Source organism: Thermococcus thioreducens, assembly GCF_002214545.1.
In the GTDB taxonomy this organism is placed as follows: Archaea; Methanobacteriota_B; Thermococci; order Thermococcales; family Thermococcaceae; genus Thermococcus; species Thermococcus thioreducens.
Genome location: NZ_CP015105.1, coordinates 1,347,770 through 1,363,217 on the forward strand (window position 1 = coordinate 1,347,770; position 15,448 = coordinate 1,363,217).

Annotated in this window: 14 protein-coding genes; 9 read left to right on the top strand and 5 right to left on the bottom strand. The window is 55.6% G+C overall.

Features of this window, described 5'->3' with window-relative positions; translation table 11 throughout:
* Positions 1-2: 2 nt before the first annotated feature.
* From hisIE to A3L14_RS07500, 5 genes are read left to right on the top strand one after another with little or no spacing between them, the layout of a single operon-like run.
* On the top strand, positions 3-632 hold the full coding sequence (gene hisIE, locus A3L14_RS07480) for a bifunctional phosphoribosyl-AMP cyclohydrolase/phosphoribosyl-ATP diphosphatase HisIE (RefSeq protein ID WP_055429795.1): 630 nt from the start codon (positions 3-5) through the stop codon (positions 630-632).
* Positions 629-1,648, top strand: coding sequence for a histidinol-phosphate transaminase (hisC, locus tag A3L14_RS07485; protein ID WP_055429796.1), 1,020 nt, complete (start codon positions 629-631; stop codon positions 1,646-1,648). Before hisIE ends, hisC begins: the two co-directional genes overlap by 4 nt.
* Positions 1,639-2,364 (top strand): HAD family hydrolase, encoded by a 726-nt coding sequence (locus A3L14_RS07490; protein WP_055429797.1) that lies wholly within the window; start codon positions 1,639-1,641, stop codon positions 2,362-2,364. Before hisC ends, A3L14_RS07490 begins: the two co-directional genes overlap by 10 nt.
* Positions 2,361-3,140, top strand: coding sequence for a pyrroline-5-carboxylate reductase (gene proC, locus A3L14_RS07495; protein ID WP_055429798.1), 780 nt, complete (start codon positions 2,361-2,363; stop codon positions 3,138-3,140). The genes A3L14_RS07490 and proC overlap by 4 nt, the downstream gene beginning before the upstream one ends.
* 34 nt (positions 3,141-3,174) lie before the next feature.
* Positions 3,175-4,167 carry a TIGR01177 family methyltransferase gene (locus tag A3L14_RS07500; RefSeq protein ID WP_055429799.1) on the top strand — a complete coding sequence of 331 codons (993 nt, stop codon included), beginning with the start codon at positions 3,175-3,177 and terminating at the stop codon, positions 4,165-4,167.
* On the opposite strand, the gene A3L14_RS07505 is transcribed toward A3L14_RS07500, so the two are convergent.
* On the bottom strand, positions 4,094-4,936 hold the full coding sequence (locus tag A3L14_RS07505; RefSeq protein WP_082432031.1) for an endonuclease/exonuclease/phosphatase family protein: 843 nt from the start codon (positions 4,934-4,936) through the stop codon (positions 4,094-4,096). The genes A3L14_RS07500 and A3L14_RS07505 overlap by 74 nt on opposite strands.
* A gap of 174 nt (positions 4,937-5,110) precedes the next feature.
* Between A3L14_RS07505 and A3L14_RS07510 the strand changes: the two genes are divergently transcribed.
* Positions 5,111-6,289 carry a hypothetical protein gene (locus A3L14_RS07510; protein WP_143597770.1) on the top strand — a complete coding sequence of 393 codons (1,179 nt, stop codon included), beginning with the start codon at positions 5,111-5,113 and terminating at the stop codon, positions 6,287-6,289.
* Here the strand turns inward: A3L14_RS07510 and A3L14_RS07515 are convergent.
* The 4 genes from A3L14_RS07515 to A3L14_RS07530 form a co-directional block, all read right to left on the bottom strand.
* The gene (locus tag A3L14_RS07515) at positions 6,286-6,927 is read right to left on the bottom strand and encodes an alanyl-tRNA editing protein (protein WP_055429802.1); all 642 of its coding nucleotides are present in this window, start codon (positions 6,925-6,927) and stop codon (positions 6,286-6,288) included. The two genes, A3L14_RS07510 and A3L14_RS07515, sit on opposite strands and share 4 nt — an antisense overlap.
* A gap of 60 nt (positions 6,928-6,987) precedes the next feature.
* Positions 6,988-8,454, bottom strand: coding sequence for a hypothetical protein (locus A3L14_RS07520; RefSeq protein WP_055429803.1), 1,467 nt, complete (start codon positions 8,452-8,454; stop codon positions 6,988-6,990).
* A 124-nt stretch (positions 8,455-8,578) separates the two neighbouring features.
* Complete coding sequence (locus A3L14_RS07525; RefSeq protein WP_055429804.1) at positions 8,579-9,853, bottom strand: dicarboxylate/amino acid:cation symporter; 1,275 nt, start codon at positions 9,851-9,853, stop codon at positions 8,579-8,581.
* Positions 9,854-9,955: 102 nt separating this feature from the next.
* Positions 9,956-10,675, bottom strand: coding sequence for a biotin--[acetyl-CoA-carboxylase] ligase (locus A3L14_RS07530; RefSeq protein WP_074631171.1), 720 nt, complete (start codon positions 10,673-10,675; stop codon positions 9,956-9,958).
* A 90-nt stretch (positions 10,676-10,765) separates the two neighbouring features.
* Here A3L14_RS07530 and fba point away from each other — a divergent pair, with 90 nt between their 5' ends.
* The 3 genes from fba (at position 10,766) to A3L14_RS07545 (ending at position 15,416) form a co-directional block, all read left to right on the top strand.
* Positions 10,766-11,611, top strand: coding sequence for a class I fructose-bisphosphate aldolase (fba, locus tag A3L14_RS07535; RefSeq protein WP_055429805.1), 846 nt, complete (start codon positions 10,766-10,768; stop codon positions 11,609-11,611).
* A gap of 113 nt (positions 11,612-11,724) precedes the next feature.
* Positions 11,725-13,509, top strand: coding sequence for a pyruvate/oxaloacetate carboxyltransferase (locus A3L14_RS07540; RefSeq protein ID WP_074631170.1), 1,785 nt, complete (start codon positions 11,725-11,727; stop codon positions 13,507-13,509).
* A 176-nt stretch (positions 13,510-13,685) separates the two neighbouring features.
* Positions 13,686-15,416: a carbon starvation CstA family protein gene (locus tag A3L14_RS07545; protein ID WP_055429443.1), complete on the top strand. Its 1,731-nt coding sequence runs from the start codon at positions 13,686-13,688 to the stop codon at positions 15,414-15,416.
* Positions 15,417-15,448: the final 32 nt, after the last annotated feature.

Sequence of the window (15,448 nt, forward strand, 5' to 3'; positions counted from 1 at the left end):
GAATGAACGTGGAGGAACTCATCGAGAAGGTCAACTGGGAGGAGAACGGCGGGGTTGTTCCGGTCGTCGTTCAGGATACTAAGGGCGAGGTGCTGACGCTCGCCTACATGGACAGGGAAGCACTGAGGAGGACTCTCCAGACCGGCTACGCCCACTACTACTCCCGCTCCCAGAAAAGGGTCAGGATGAAGGGTGAGGTGAGCGGGAACCTTCAGCGCGTTAGGGAGATAAAGGTTGACTGCGACGACGATGCACTCCTCCTCATCGTCGAGCAGAAAGGAGCTGCCTGCCACACGGGGAACTACTCCTGCTTTTACAGAAAGCTCGGCGAGCCGGAAAGGGTTCTGCCGATGGACTACTCCCTTGAGGTACTCCGGGAGCTTGAGGAGCTTATACGGAAAAGGAAAGAAGAGCCCGTGGAAGGCTCCTACACCTCAAGGCTGCTCCGGGAGGGCAGGGAGAGGATATACAAGAAGTTCGGAGAAGAAGCGGTCGAGGTTCTCGTTGCAGAGACGCGGGAAGGCCTGATATACGAAACCGCCGACATGCTCTACCACCTGCTCGTCCTTCTCGCCTACAACGACGTTTCCCTCGGCGAGGTGATGGCCGAGCTGAGGAGGCGGCGGGGATGAGGATCCGGGAACTCGTTAGGTCGTTCGAGCCGTACCGCGTTGTGGAAGAAGACTACCCGATAAGGCTCGATAAGAACGAGAGCCCCTACGATTTACCCGGCTGGGTGAAGGAGGAGATATTCGAGGAGCTGAGGGAGCTTTCCTTCAACCGCTACCCTCACATAACCTCGATGCCGGCCAGGGAGGCCGTAGCCAGCTTCTACGGCCTGTCTCCGGAGAACGTCGCCGTCGGGAACGGCGGTGACGAGCTGATAGGCTACCTCGTCCGGCTCTTCGAGGGGGACTACGTAGTCACGACGCCGCCGACCTTCGGCATGTATTCGTTCTACGCGAAGCTGGAAAAAGTTCCGGTTGTTGAAGTGCCCCTGAGGGAGGACTTCACGATAGACGGCGACGCCATAGCGGAAAAGGCAGGGAACGCGAGGGTAGTCTTCATAGCCTCCCCCAACAACCCGACCGGTAATTCACAGCCGGAGGAGGAAATAGTCAGGGTTCTCGACACTGGGAAACCTGTTGTCCTCGACGAGGCCTACGCTGAATTCGCAGGAAGGAGCCTCTGGAGGCTTATCGAGGAGTACCCGAACCTCATCGTGCTGAGGACTTTCTCCAAGGCCTTTAGCCTAGCTGGGGTCAGGGCGGGCTACTTCCTGGCAAACGAGGAGGTTGTCGATGCCCTCTACAGGATAAAGTCCCCCTTCAGCGTCGGGATAATGACCGTGGCGGCCGTGAAGGTTGTGCTCAGGCACTACGACCTCGTGGAGAGGCGCGTGGCAAAGATAGTCGAGGAGAGGGAAAGGATAAGGAGGGCCTTTCGGGAGTTCACCTATCCCAGCGACGCAAACTTCCTCCTGATGAGGCTGGACGCCTACGAGTTTCTCCTGGAGAAGGGTATAGTCGTCAGAAAGCTCTCGGGGAGGCTCGACGGCCACATACGGGTCACCGTCGGGAGGAAGTGGGAGAACAGGAAGCTGGTGGAGGCCCTCAGGGAATACCTGGAGGTGGAAGGATGTGGATAGTCTTTGACGTTGACGGTGTGCTCATAGACGTGAGGGAGAGCTACGATGAAGCTACGAAGCTCACCGCGGAGTACTTCCTGGGGCTCTTCGGGGTTGAAAGGGAAATCAAGCCCGAATGGGTCAGGGAGCTCAGGAGGAAGGGCTCCTTCGGCGACGATTTCAAGGTCAGCGAGGCGCTGATACTCTTTGCCCTCTCCGGAAGGGCGGAGGAGCTCGTCGAGGAATTCCCGGAGGGTGGAACCATAGAGTGGGTTCGCGAGAAGTTCGGCTTCCAGGTCTTCGGCGGAAGCATCGAGAGGGTATTCAACACGTTCTACCTGGGGAGGGAGTACCCGGAGAGGCTCTTTGACTTCCCGGGGCTGTGGAAAAAGGAGCGTCCCATCGTCAGGAGGGGACTCCTGGAGAGGGCCTCCAAGCACTTCAAGCTGGGGGTCGTCACAGGAAGGAGCGCCCTGGAGATGGAGCTGGCCGAGAGGATAATCGGGTTCAAGTTTGAAAACGCCGTTACGAGGGAGGCCTACCTCAAACCAGATCCCAGGGCACTGTGGGAGCTCGTGAGGGGCGAGCCAGGGGTTTACATAGGCGATACAATCAACGACGAGCTTTTCGTCGAGAACTACCGGGGGAAATACGGGGATTTTGACTTCGTCATGGTCGGACGTGATGTTAAAGACGTCAATGAGTTTCTGGAGAATGCACTGGAGGGTGGCCTGTGAGGATAGCGGTTATAGGTGCGGGGACGATTGGGGGTGCCATTGCTGCCGCTCTAAAAGAGGCCGGGCACGATGTCGTGGCGACCCGTAGGAACGTGGACAAGGCCGCGTGGCTGAAGGATAGAGGAATCCCAGTCCTAAGGGACAACAGAAAAGCCGTCGAAAGTGCCGAAGTCGTTTTCCTCGCCGTCAAGCCAAGCAAGGTCAGGGCGGTCCTTGAGGAGACAGCGGACGCAATTGAAGGAAAAATCGTGATATCTGTGGTTGCTGGGATAAGACTCAAAGAACTCAAAAGACTCGCCAATGCCAAGTTCGTGAGGGCCATGCCCAACATAGCCATACTTGTCAGGGAGTCGTTCACGGCGTACTCGACGGACGACCTTGACAGCGGGGAGATACGGCTCGTCGAGAGCCTGATGAAGACCTTCGGCGTGTGCGCAAGGGTGGAGGAAGAACACATGGACGCCATAACGGGGCTGAGCGGCTCCGGGCCGGCCTACGTCACTGTTTTTCTTGAGGCCATGATGTACGGAGGACTGAGGACGGGGCTTCCGAGGGACATCGCAAAACTCGCCGCGCTCCAGACCCTGCTCGGCACCGCGAGGCTCCTGATGGAGACCGAAGCACATCCAGCGGAGGTGAGGGAGTGGGTGATCACCCCCGGCGGGACGACCATAGACGGCGTGTTTGAGCTGGAGGAGGGAAAGATAAGGACGGCCGTCATGAAGGCGGTGGATGCCGCCGCCAAAAAGTCGAGAATACTCTCAAGGAGGGTATGAGAACCCTTAAAAACCCCCGCGGAAAGCTCCAACCATGCTCTACGTTGAGATACTCGGAAACCTGCCTGGAATGGCAAGGGACGAGGTAAAGGCGATGCTGGAACTGGCCGGCGGAAGGATAGCCGGCCGGGACTACCTTTTCCTCAAGGTCGAGGCAGATGAAAGGGCGTTCCCATACTTAAACCGTCTCGGCCTGGCCCACGAGTACGGGGAGCTTATTGTTGAAGCTGAGTCGGTGGAGGGGCTCCTGGAGAAGGCGAAAGAAGTCAAGTGGCCGATTGAGGGGACCTTTAAAGTTGACACGGAGACGATGGCCAACTGCAGGCACGATATTTTAGACCTGCCCAGGAAGCTCGGCGCTGTTATTCACGCCCAGGGATTCAGGGTGAACCTCTCACGGCCGGACACGCTCGTCCGGGTTTACTGCGGCGAGAGGCTCTACGCGGGGATAAGGCTCCGCTTCTTTGACCCTAAGGACTTCGAGGGCAGAAAGGCCCATCACAGGCCGTTTTTCAGGCCGATTTCCCTCCACCCGAGGGTCTCCCGCGCGCTGGTGAACCTCACGAAGGCCAAGAGAGAGCTCCTCGACCCCATGATGGGCGCTGGCGGGATCCTCATGGAGGCCGGACTGCTCGGCCTGAAGGTCTACGGGGTGGACATAAGGCCGGAGATGGTTGAAGGCGCCGAAATGAACCTCAGACACTACGGAATAAGGAACTACGAGCTGAAGCTCGGCGATGCGACAAAGCTGGAGGAGCTGTTTGATAAAAAGTTCGAGGCCGTAGCCACAGACCCGCCCTACGGGACCTCGGCAACCCTCGCTGGAAGAGAACGGGAGGTGCTGTACAGGAAGGTATTGGAGAGCATCTATGGTGTTCTTGATAAGGGCGGAAGGCTGGCGATAGCCTTTCCCGCGAGCTTTGACGGGAAAAAGGAGGCTGAAAAGGTCGGCTTCAAACTGGTCGGGAGGTACTACCAGCGGGTTCACAAGAGCCTCGACAGGTACTTCTACGTTTTTGAAAAGTAGCGTCTCCTTCGCCGAGGATAGAGTAAACGCCAAGATGGTCGCTCAGGCCTTCTTCCATTATCCTTCCCGCGTAGAGCACTTCAAGACCTCCCTTCACCAGGATGTAGTCTATTCTCATGCTCGGAGATGGAGCGGGAAAAGTGTAACCGGGGTCATCGTTGCAGGTGCGGTATGCATCTATGAAGCCGTTTTCTTTCAGGAGTCTCAGGGCGGGAGAGTCCTCGGTGTCGTTGAAGTCCCCCGCCAGGATTACGGCGGCGTATCCGCTGTAGTGGCTCTCAAGCTCTTCAAGGAGCCTCTCAACCTGGAGCTTCCTCACCAGCGGGTTTTTGTGGTGGTCGAGGTGAACGGAAACGAAGAGTATCCTTCTTCCCTCAACCTCAACCCCGGAAACGGCCGCGTGGCGCGGGAGAAGAGGCGAGAGCTCGCCTAGGTCGTTGAGGTCTATGACGCCCACTTCCCTAAAAGGGTATCTCGATACGACGGCCACGCCCTCTGGATACATCTCATAGAAGAGGTGGGACTCAACGAAGTGCACGCGGTAGTCCTCACCCGTCAGACCCTCCAGCATCTCCGCGAGTCTCTCGGCGGTGTTTTTGTCGCCATCGACCACGACCTCCTGGAGGGCGCATAGGTCGAGCTTCAGCTCCGAGAGCCTCTCCGCTATCGCCCTCAGCCTCGTCCCGTCGTTTTCTTCCTTTCCGTGGAGGTTGAAGGTGCAGACCGAGAGCAGGATACCGTTTTTCGCTGTCCACTTCATCTCGCTCATCCCACGCTTTTTGTATCTGAATTGAAAATACGTTAGGATTATTTAGCCCTTATCTTTTTTGCTGCCAGTATTGAGAGTTGTAAACCCTAAAAAGATGTTTATCGTCGGATGGAAGTTGCCGCAGTGGGTTTACTAATCAGAAAAGTTTTTAGTTCATGAGTTCAAGAGATAACCATGAGGTCCGTTCCACTACTTATGGTGGTTCTACTGGTAACACCCCTGACTGCAGCATGGAACACCACCATAGAGATCCCCGAAAGACCATACCAGGTGATTGACGATCTTACAATAAACGTAACATCCCAATGCCCTCAATGGGTGTTTCTCGTCTTCCAGGGGCCGGAGGAAAGCAGAGTATCTTCATTCTTTGCCAACGGAAGCCAAGTGCTTCAGCTCTACAACCTATCTCCACCCCTACACTCTCTGCTCTGGAAAAACGTGAGTGTGTTAGTAACATCCCAGTGCCCCCTGAACATCTCGATAACCCCAATCTACTACCCGGATGTATGTGGTGAGGAATACTACATCTCAAGATGGAGGTACAGGATAGTTAAGATGCCGCTTCGGAAGATTGGGAATAATAGCTACGAGCTGAACAGCCCTCTGAGAATGGAAGCAGTTTATTTTTCCACGGAGAGACCGTACATCAATGGCACGAAGGTATCAAAACTCCCCTTGAAAGCAAGGATAACGCTGAATGGTAAAAGCATCATTGTGGAACCACGACCCATTGGAGATTCTTATTGGTGGTACCATCTAAAGACTCCAGAATCAGGAAACCTTAGGGTAACCCTAGGGGGTGAAGCGGCAAAACACGTAAGCGCCTCCTACGTTCTTGCACTGCTCCCCCAAGAGGAGGAAGGATTCTGGATTCCAAGTAACGAGAATGGCTACCATCCACCCCACTGTGGCCCCCTGGGCTACCTTAAACTCAGTGGTGAGGCCCTCTGGACGGGCGAAAATTTCACCCTTTTCGAATACATGACCGACAGGGGGGAAGAAGGAGAGATCTACGTTGAAAACGGCTTTGTCTGCACAAAGCTAAACATAAAGGGCGGAAAAACCTGCAGCGGCCCCCTGCTTCCTGGACCCGTAAGGTTTGAGGTATTCTTCTCCAACGGCGTTTTAGAAATAAGAGAATGGGACAGAACTCTCCTAACGCTTGAACTTGAAAGGGAGGGACTTTCTCCGATACTATTCCTTGGACTCCCAGATGGGAACCTCTACGGTATGGAGATATACGGCAAGAAACCGGTTCCATGGAAGGAAGAAAGAAGAGACTGGGCATCCGTAGCAGGCATAATAATCATTGCCGTCACTGTGTTCGTGATTATCAAAGCTTCAAAGCGCTAATCCTCCAACCATATCTCCAGCCTCTGTTTTCCTTTTCCCAGACTGGAGCGCTTGAACTTCTTCAGATGGCCTATCTCCTTTATGTCCCTCACGTGCGTCCCGCCGCAGGGTATGACCTCGAAGTCCCTTATCTGGGTGTATCTTGTTTCCCCTTCCCACCATATCTTCATCTCACCGCCCTCGTCAACGAGCCGGTTAAAGGTCTCGATGATTTTCTCCTTGTACTGATTGACGTTCTCCGGGTAGAGTATGTCGTAGCGGCCCTTTTCAGCGCTCATGCCGCTGCCGTAGAGCTGCCACTCGCCGGGCAGAACCTCGTTCAGCACGTGCTCAAGCAGGTGCATCGCGCTGTGAATCCTCATGAGCCTGTACCTGTAGTCCCAGTCTATCTTGAGCTCAACCTCTTGGCCGGGATTAAACTTCTCTGGCTCAGCGACGACGTGCCAGACGTTGCCGGCATCGTCCTTGTAGACGTCGAGGACTTCAACACCGTTTATCGTCCCCCTGTCGTGGGGCTGGCCGCCGCCGGTCGGGTAGAAAATCGTCCCGTCGAGCAGAAGGGCGCCATTTTTAACCTCAAGAACCTTCGCCTTCGCTTCCTTCATGTAGGCATCCTCGTAGTAGAGCTTGCGGGTCACCTTTATCACCCCAGAAGAGTTTGGCTTCAGCATTTAAATGAATATCGAAAAGGAAAAGGCTCAGCGCCTCTTCCAGAAGACTATGGCACCGACCACCAGCAGGAGTGCCACCGCTATTGCTATCACCTGCTGGGTCTCGCTCAGGCGGCTCCTCTCCTCCGGAACGGTGTACCTTATCGTTGCCGTGGTGTGGTTGGAGAGCATTTTGGTTATGTCCTCAGCGGGAGCACCGTAGCGGATAAAGACGTTTGAGACAATCTTGAGGCTGTTCCCTTCTCTCAGAACGGTCATGGTGAACCTGTTGCCGTTGAGGCTCTCGCTTATGTTGTCCGGCACCTCAAGGAACTTCCCGCCGTCGGGGAGGTTTATGGTGAGGTAGAGGGTGTGGTTGACCTCGTACTCCATTCTGTCCGTGAGGCCGCTCGTGAGGCCAAGGGTCGGGTCGAACTGGTAAACGTATGAACCGTTCTCAAAGGTCGTGAAGTTCCGCAGCATGTACTCGGCGTCTATCACCAGGGGAGCATCGGTCTCGTTGAGGCCGAGTATCTTAACCTTGCCGTTGTCAACGAGGGCTCCCCTGTAGCCGAGGGCTATCGAGTAAGTCCTCAGAATGTACTCCGTAGCGTTTTCAACGCCGTAGGAGATTATCTCCTTCTTCCTGGCCTCGACCTCGGACTTGGGTTCGATGTACTCGTCCCTCATGTGGAGCCTGACGCTGCCGTTGCTGTATATGTCCAGTGTGACGTATTCGTTCATTACACTGCTCTGGTAGTGCTCCTTTCCCTTGTACGGGGCCCTGTAGCGGATGTAGTAGTCCTTGTAGTCACCGAAGAGGGCCTTGTATCCGTCGGGCGGAAGGAACGGCTCAATGTAGATATACGAGTTCACGATGACGGTGTCCCCTTTAGCCTCCGAAGTCACGAAGAACTTGCTCGTGTTGTACTGCTTCGCAAAGGCCTTCGGATAGCCGATCAAGGTGGCGTTCTCCGGGAGCTTGATGATGAAGGTGCTGTTGATGTCTATGGCAAAGGGAAGACCCGTGTCCGGGATGTTTATCGTCGCGTAGCCCCTCGTGGGGTCTATGCGGACCTCCCAGTAGTCGCCGTAGGAGTAATACTTAGAAAAGTTGAGGGCTATGGCGTTGAAAACGATTGTCACGTTGTTGCCCTCGGCGATGCCGTAGGACTTTATGCTCTCATTGGTTAGGTTCATCCCCGACTGTGTAAGGCTCTCAACGTACCTTCTGAGCTGTTCCTGCTCGAACTTTGCTATGGCCTCCTCCACGGTCATACTGCCGTTCTGGGTCTCATTGAGGATTTTTTCAATCTGCTTCTGAATCTCGTCCTTGGGTTCGAGCCAGACGGTCTTCATTGTGATGTTGGCGTTTCCGTTGGGCATGACCACTATAGTAAAAACGAAGTCCTGCTTGTACGTTTTCGGCTGAAAATCCTCCGCAAGCCCGAGATCCGGGCCGATGAGAGGAGTCAGCAGAATCGCGACGAAAAGCACCGCAAGCACTCTCTTCATTACACACTACCTCCATTCCATCTGTACTGGTAACTAGCGCCACGTTGGAGTATTTAACTTTATCCCAGAAGCGGGGAAAGAAAAACCTGGCAAAAGGCAAGAAAAAGGCAGAAAGAATCAAAAATCACTTCTCCCACTTAGAGAGGTCGACTTCGCCCTCCGTTTTGGCCACGATGGTCGTTCCTGCAAGGTCGCCTGTGACGTTGACCATGGTCCTGCCCATGTCGAGGATGGCGTCAATGCCGAGTATCATGGCGTAGGCAAGTGCCACAGGACTCCCTTCGGTCAGGTCGAGACCGACGCTCTGGAGCACCATGGCGAGCATTATGGCTCCGGCACCGGGAACGCCGGCGGTTCCTATCGAGGCCAGCACCGCGGTGAGTATAACAATCAGCTGCTGTCCAAGGGTCAGTGGCTGGCCGATGGCGTAAGCCACGAAGAGAACCGTGACACCCTGATAGAGCGCCGTGCCGTCCATGTTTATCGTCGCACCGAGGGGTAGCGTGAAGGAAAATATTCCTCTGTCAACGCCCATCTCCTCCTCGGCGACGCGCATGGTGATCGGCAGGGTTCCGCTGGAGCTCCTCGTGACGAAGGCCGTTATCATGGCGTCCTTGGCTTTCTTGAGGAACTTGATGAGGTCGATGCCGAAGACCTTAAGCAGAACGCCGTAGACGAGCACTATCTGGAGTATGAGGCCGAGGTAAACCGCGACCACGACCTTGACCAGGGGTCCGGCCACGTTGGGCCCGAAAGTGCCGACGACGTAGTAGATGAGGGCAAAGACACCTATCGGAGCGTACTGCATAACACCCCCAACTATCTTGTACATCGCCTCGGCAGCGGCGTCGACTGCCTTGTAAAGGGTTTCAGCGGAGGTCTTGAGCCTCTCGTCCTCGCTGTTCATGAGGTAGCTGATGGCTATTCCAAAGACTATGGCGAAGAATATCGTGGGCAGCACCTGGCCGTTTGAAAAAGCGGCAAAGGGGTTGGTCGGTACTATGCTGAGGAGCGTTTGGACTAGTGAAGGCGCCTCCGCCTGTATTGCCTTCCCCGCACCGGTACCCAGCTCTATCCCGCTTCCCGGCTTGAAGATGTTGCCCATCAGCAGGCCAAAGAAGACCGCGAAGGCCGACGTGAAGAGGTAGTACACTATGATTTTGACCCCGACCCTTCCGAGCCTCGCCGGGTTGATGCTTGCTGAGCCGACTATCAGCGAAAACAGTATGATGGGCATCACCAGCATCTTCAGCAGGCGGATGAACAGGTCGCCAAGGGGCTTGAGAGTGCCTGCATACCCCGGCAGCAGTATCCCGGCGATAATACCAAGAACCAAGCCGGCAAGAATCTTTTGAAGCACGGGTATGTCCAGATACGTCTTAAGCAGACCCTTTCCCATTGGATACCCCCCATTTAATCGGATATTGATATCAGCAGAAGAGGTAGACGTCTGATGATATATTAACCTTCTGGGTAAAATGATGGCAAAGTGACAAATAAATTAGAAAAATCTTAACGAAACATCGCCGTACAGGACTCGCCTTAGCTGTCCGCCAATGTCAAGCAACAGTGACCCATCATCTAAAACGTCCACCGCACGCCCTATAAGGACATCATCGTCCTCGACGACCCTGACGACTCTCCCGAGGATAAACGTTCTCTCGCGAACTTTGGCCATCATAATCTCCGGCCTCTCCTTAAGGACGCGGTACCAGCCGTCCAGATGGAAGAGGAGCCGCTCAAGAACCCGCTCCAGAGGCAGCTTTACGCCTGTGAAGTTCACCATGGCCGTTGCGGTTTCCCTCAGTTCTTCAGGGATGGGATTGTTGACGTTTAGACCAACGCCCAGAATTGTGTACTCGCCAACCTTCCCCTCGGTCAGCACGCCGGCGATCTTTTTACCTCCCGCCCACACGTCGTTCGGCCACTTGATCCCCGACGCTATGCCGAAGTCCGCGAGGGTATCAACAACGGCTAAAGCTCCAACGAAGACCAGCCTCGGATCAACCTTGGGAGGCTTGAGGATTACACTCAGCCAGAGCCCCCCCTCGGGGGAAGTCCACGAGCGCCCTTTTCTGCCCCTCCCGGCAGTCTGCCTTTTCGCAACCACCACCGTGCCCTCGGGAACCTCACGGACGATGGACTTGGCGTATTCGTTCGTGGAATCCACTTCGTCGAGGGTTATGACCCTGATACCTACAACCTGCTCTATTTTTACCATTCAACCACCATCCAAAACTCAATCCCAGCCTTAAACAACTTTGCCAAAAACCTTAAATCCTTAAAGGATATATCACCCCCGGTGATTAGTATGGACGCGTACCAGAACGTTGGCATCAGGCGTAGGATGGCCAGGTTCTTCCGCAGGGACGGAAGGGCGCTTATCTTCGCGATGGATCACGGCTTTGAGCACGGGCCGACCGACTTCGAGGAGCACTGGGAGCACGTCAACCCGAGGATAATCCTCAGGAAGGTCATCAGGGCCGGTGTGGATGGCGTTATGATGCTCCCCGGCCTGGCCAGAATCGCCGGTGACGAGCTCAGGCCCAACGTGGGGCTCATGATAAAGCTCACCAGCAAGACCGAACTCAGGCCGAAGGACGACCAGCTCCTCCAGAGCCAGCTGGGCTTTGTTGAGGACGCTGTGAAGCTCGGTGCAGACGCCATAGCCGCGACCGTTTACTGGGGCAGTCCAGCCGAGGACGTTATGATGCGCCAGTTCGCGGAGATAGCGAGCTACGCCCACGACCTGGGCTTCCCGGTTGTGCAGTTCGCCTACCCGAGGGGCCCGTACATCAACGAGCGCTACGGCAAAAAGGAGGACTACCGCGTGGTTATGTACGGCGCCAGGGCGGCCGTTGAGAGCGGCGCGGACATGATAAAGACCTACTGGACCGGCTCACGGGAGACCTTTGCGAAGGTGGTTGAAGCCGCAGCTGGAGTCCCCGTCCTTCTGAGCGGCGGCGCCAAGACAGAGAAGCCAGTTGATTTCCTGAAACTCGTCTGGGAGGTCATCGAGGCAGGCGGTGCTGGAGCCGTCGTCGGCAGGAACATCTTCCAGCGCGAGAACCCGGAGCCGTTCATAAAGGCCCTCATAAAGGTCGTGCACAGGAACGAAGACCCCGAAGAGGCAGCGAAGGCGGAAGGCCTCCTCTGAAGTTTACCCTTTTTCGTCTATTGACGAACTATTCTTCCCCTCGCGTCGGAACTTTTTTAAGGTTTGACGGCCTTTAGTGGGCATAAACGTAGTGGCGCACAGGGAACCGGGTGATGGCCATGGTGGAAATAATAGACACAACCTTTAGGGACGCCCACCAGTCTCTCATAGCGACCCGGCTGACGACAGAGGACATGCTGGCGATAGCGGAGAAGATGGACAGGATCGGGTTCTACTCGATGGAGGTCTGGGGAGGGGCAACCTTCGACGTCTGCATCCGCTACCTCAGGGAAGACCCCTGGGAGAGGCTGAGGCTCCTGAGAGAGCACATCAAAAAGACGAAGCTCCAAATGCTGCTGAGGGGGCAGAACGTCGTCGGATACAGGCACTACCCGGACGACGTGGTTGAAAAGTTCGTCGAGCTCGCCCACAGGAACGGGATAGACATCTTCCGCGTCTTCGACGCTTTGAACGACGTCAGGAACATGGAGGTGGCCATAAGGAAGGCCAAGGAAGTCGGCGCCGAGGTTCAGGGCTCGATAGTCTACACCACCGGCAGGATCTTCACCAGGGAGTACTACATGGGGAAGGTCGAGGAGCTCCTTGCGCTGGACGTTGACGTGATAACCATCAAGGACATGGCGGCGCTCCTGACCCCTGAGGAGGCGTACAGCCTCGTGAGGGACATAAAGGAGACCTACGGCGTGCCCGTAAACGTCCACACCCATTCGGCAACGGGCATGGCCGTTGCGACGTACCTCAAGGCCGTTGAAGCCGGGGCCGACTACATAGACACTGCGATAAGCCCGCTCGCCTTCGGGACGGCACAGCCGGGGATACAGACAGTGTGGCACGCGCTTCCAGGGGACAAAAGCCCTCGCCTGGACAGGGAGCTCGTCCACGAGGTATCGCGCTACCTGAAGAGGCTCCTGGACGAGAAGTACTCGGGCATGCTCCACAAAGAGGCCCTGATGGTGAACCCGTACATCCTCAAGTACCAGGTTCCGGGGGGGATGTTCTCGAACATGATCAGCCAGCTCAAGGAGATGAAAGCTTTAGACAGGCTCGACGAGATACTTGAGGAGATACCGCGCGTCAGGGAAGACCTCGGCTGGCCGCCGCTCGTCACCCCAACGAGCCAGATAGTCGGCACACAGGCGGTGCTCAACGTCCTCTTCGGGAGGTACGAGAGGATAACCGAGGAGGTCAAGAACTACATCAGGGGGCTCTACGGAAGGCCGCCCGCTGAGATAAACCCGGAGCTGAAAAGGAAAGTTCTCGGGGACGAGGAGCCGATAAGGGAAAGGCCAGGGAAACTCCTTGAACCGGTGCTTGAGAAATGCAGAAAAGAGCTTGAGGGGCTCGGCTACCTTGAGAAGGAAGAGGACGTCCTCACATACTGCCTCTTCCCGCAGATCGCAAAGGAGTTCTTTGAGGCCAGAAAAGCCGGAAGGAAGGCCCCGAAGATGCCGCCCTCGGTTCAGAAGTTCAAGCTTTACGTTAACGGCGTCGAGTTCGAGGTCGGCGTTGAGGGCGTTGATCTTAGCGCCCTGAAGTACCTGCCCCAGATAGCCAACGCGAGCCGGGTTCAGGTCTCTGCCCCGAGTGCCTCTGTGCCTGTCCCGGCCCCCGCCCCAGCTCCTGCCCCGGCCGCGCCGGCAACCCCAACTCCCGCCCCAGCAGGAGAGGGCGCCGTCACAGCCCCAATGCCCGGCAAAATCCTCAAAATCCTCGTCAAAGAAGGCGACCAAGTCAAAACCGGCCAAGGACTCCTAATCCTCGAAGCAATGAAAATGGAAAACGAAATACCCGCACCAAAAGACGGAGTAGTAAAGAAAATCCTCATCAAAGAAGGCGACACCGTAGACACAGGACAAACACTAATAGAGCTGGAGTAAAAAAGCATTCTCCTTTCTTATTTATTATAACTCTCCATCTAACAGGTTTTTTCCGCCCGTATAGGAGAAGTTTGAAACTCTTAGTTTAAAAACGAAAAAGTTTCAGCTTTTTGCCGAAAGACATTTAAATAGACACAATCATACATTATCCCGAAAATCTACATGGAGGTGCAACCATGAACTCAGCTGTGATTATTTTAATAGCGGCCGCGATATACCTCGGGATGTATTTTACCTACGGCAAGAGCCTTCAGAACAAGGTTGTCAGGGCTGACTCGGGAAGGCCCACACCCGCCCACAAGCTCTACGACGGTGTTGACTACGTTCCGGCCCACCCGCTGGTTCTCTACGGACACCACTTCGCGTCAATAGCGGGAGCAGGTCCAATCGTCGGCCCGGCGCTGGCAATGGCCTGGGGCTGGCTTCCAGGACTCATCTGGGTCTGGTTCGGAAACGTCTTCATCGGTGCCGTCCACGACTACCTGGCACTTATGTCGTCGGTTCGCTACGATGGCAAGTCTGTCCAGTGGATAGCAGGAAAGCTAATGACAAGGAGAACTGGAATAGCCTTTGAGTTCTACATACTGTTCGCTCTGCTCCTCGTTATAGCGGCATTCATGTCGGTTATTGCTGGAATCTTCACCAAGACCCCGGAGGCGGCGACAGCTTCAATACTGTTCCTCATCTCGGCCGTTATAGTGGGCTATCTGATGTACAAGACGAGCCTCCACTTCGCAGGTGCCACCATTGTCGGCCTTATACTCCTTGTGGTCTCCGTCTGGCTCGGCTTTAAGTATCCAATACAGGCCTCATACCACCAGTGGAACATATTCCTCTTCGTCTACATCATAATCGCGGCATCACTGCCCGTGTGGGTGCTACTGCAGCCGAGGGACTACCTGAACGCATACATACTGTGGTTCGGCCTGATCCTCGGAGGCGTTGCCTTTGCAATCCTGGGCTCCAAGGGCACCTTCACGGCCCCTGCCTACACCAGCTGGTCGGCAAGCGTCGTCGGCGGCAAACCATCACCGTTCTGGCCGACGATACCGCTCGTCATCGCGTGTGGTTCTCTCAGCGGATTCCACTCAATCGTCGGTTCGGGAACCACCTCCAAGCAGCTTGACAACGAGCTTCACGGCCTCATGGTCGGCTACGGTGGAATGTTCACCGAAGGCTTCCTGTCAACCATAGTCATAGCATCGATAGCCGTCTATGGAATCAAGGTCTTCGCCGATGCTGGGATCGACATAAACGCCGCCAACTGGGCTTCAATCTACGCCCCCAAGGTCGCGGGGGAGATTGGAAAGGTCGGTATATTCGCCAAGAGCTACGCCTACGGCCTGCAGGACGCCTTCGGAATACCTTTCAAGACCGGTGCTGTCTTTGCGAGCCTCTGGGTCTCGGCATTTGCCCTGACCACCCTTGACACGGCGACCAGGCTCGGTCGCTTTGCCTGGCAGGAAGTTGTTGGGATGCTCATGGACACCAGCGAGGGAATAGGGAAGGCGATTTCCAACAAGTGGCTCGCATCCTTCGTTCTCGCCCTTGTTGGAATGTGGCTCGCATGGGGCAACCAGTGGCTCATCCTCTGGCCGGCCTTCAGCGGCATGAACCAGATGCTGGCCAGCATAGCAATGATGACCGGCGCACTGTGGGTAACCAAGGTACAGCAGGCCGGCAAGTGGAGCTACGCCGTCCTGATACCCGCAGTGTTCCTGTGGATAACCGTAAGCGCCGCACTGGTATGGTTCCTGGCCGTCGTCGTCCCGGGAATCGGCGATGTCGGAACAAGGTACGCGGTTGGCTTCATAACCCTGGTCGGCATACTGCTGAACCTCATGCTGGTCTTCGACTTCTACGCGGCCTGGAAGAAGCCATCGGAGGAGTATGCCGCCGCCTCGTGATGTTTTTCTTTTTTACCACATTCTTGAGGGAT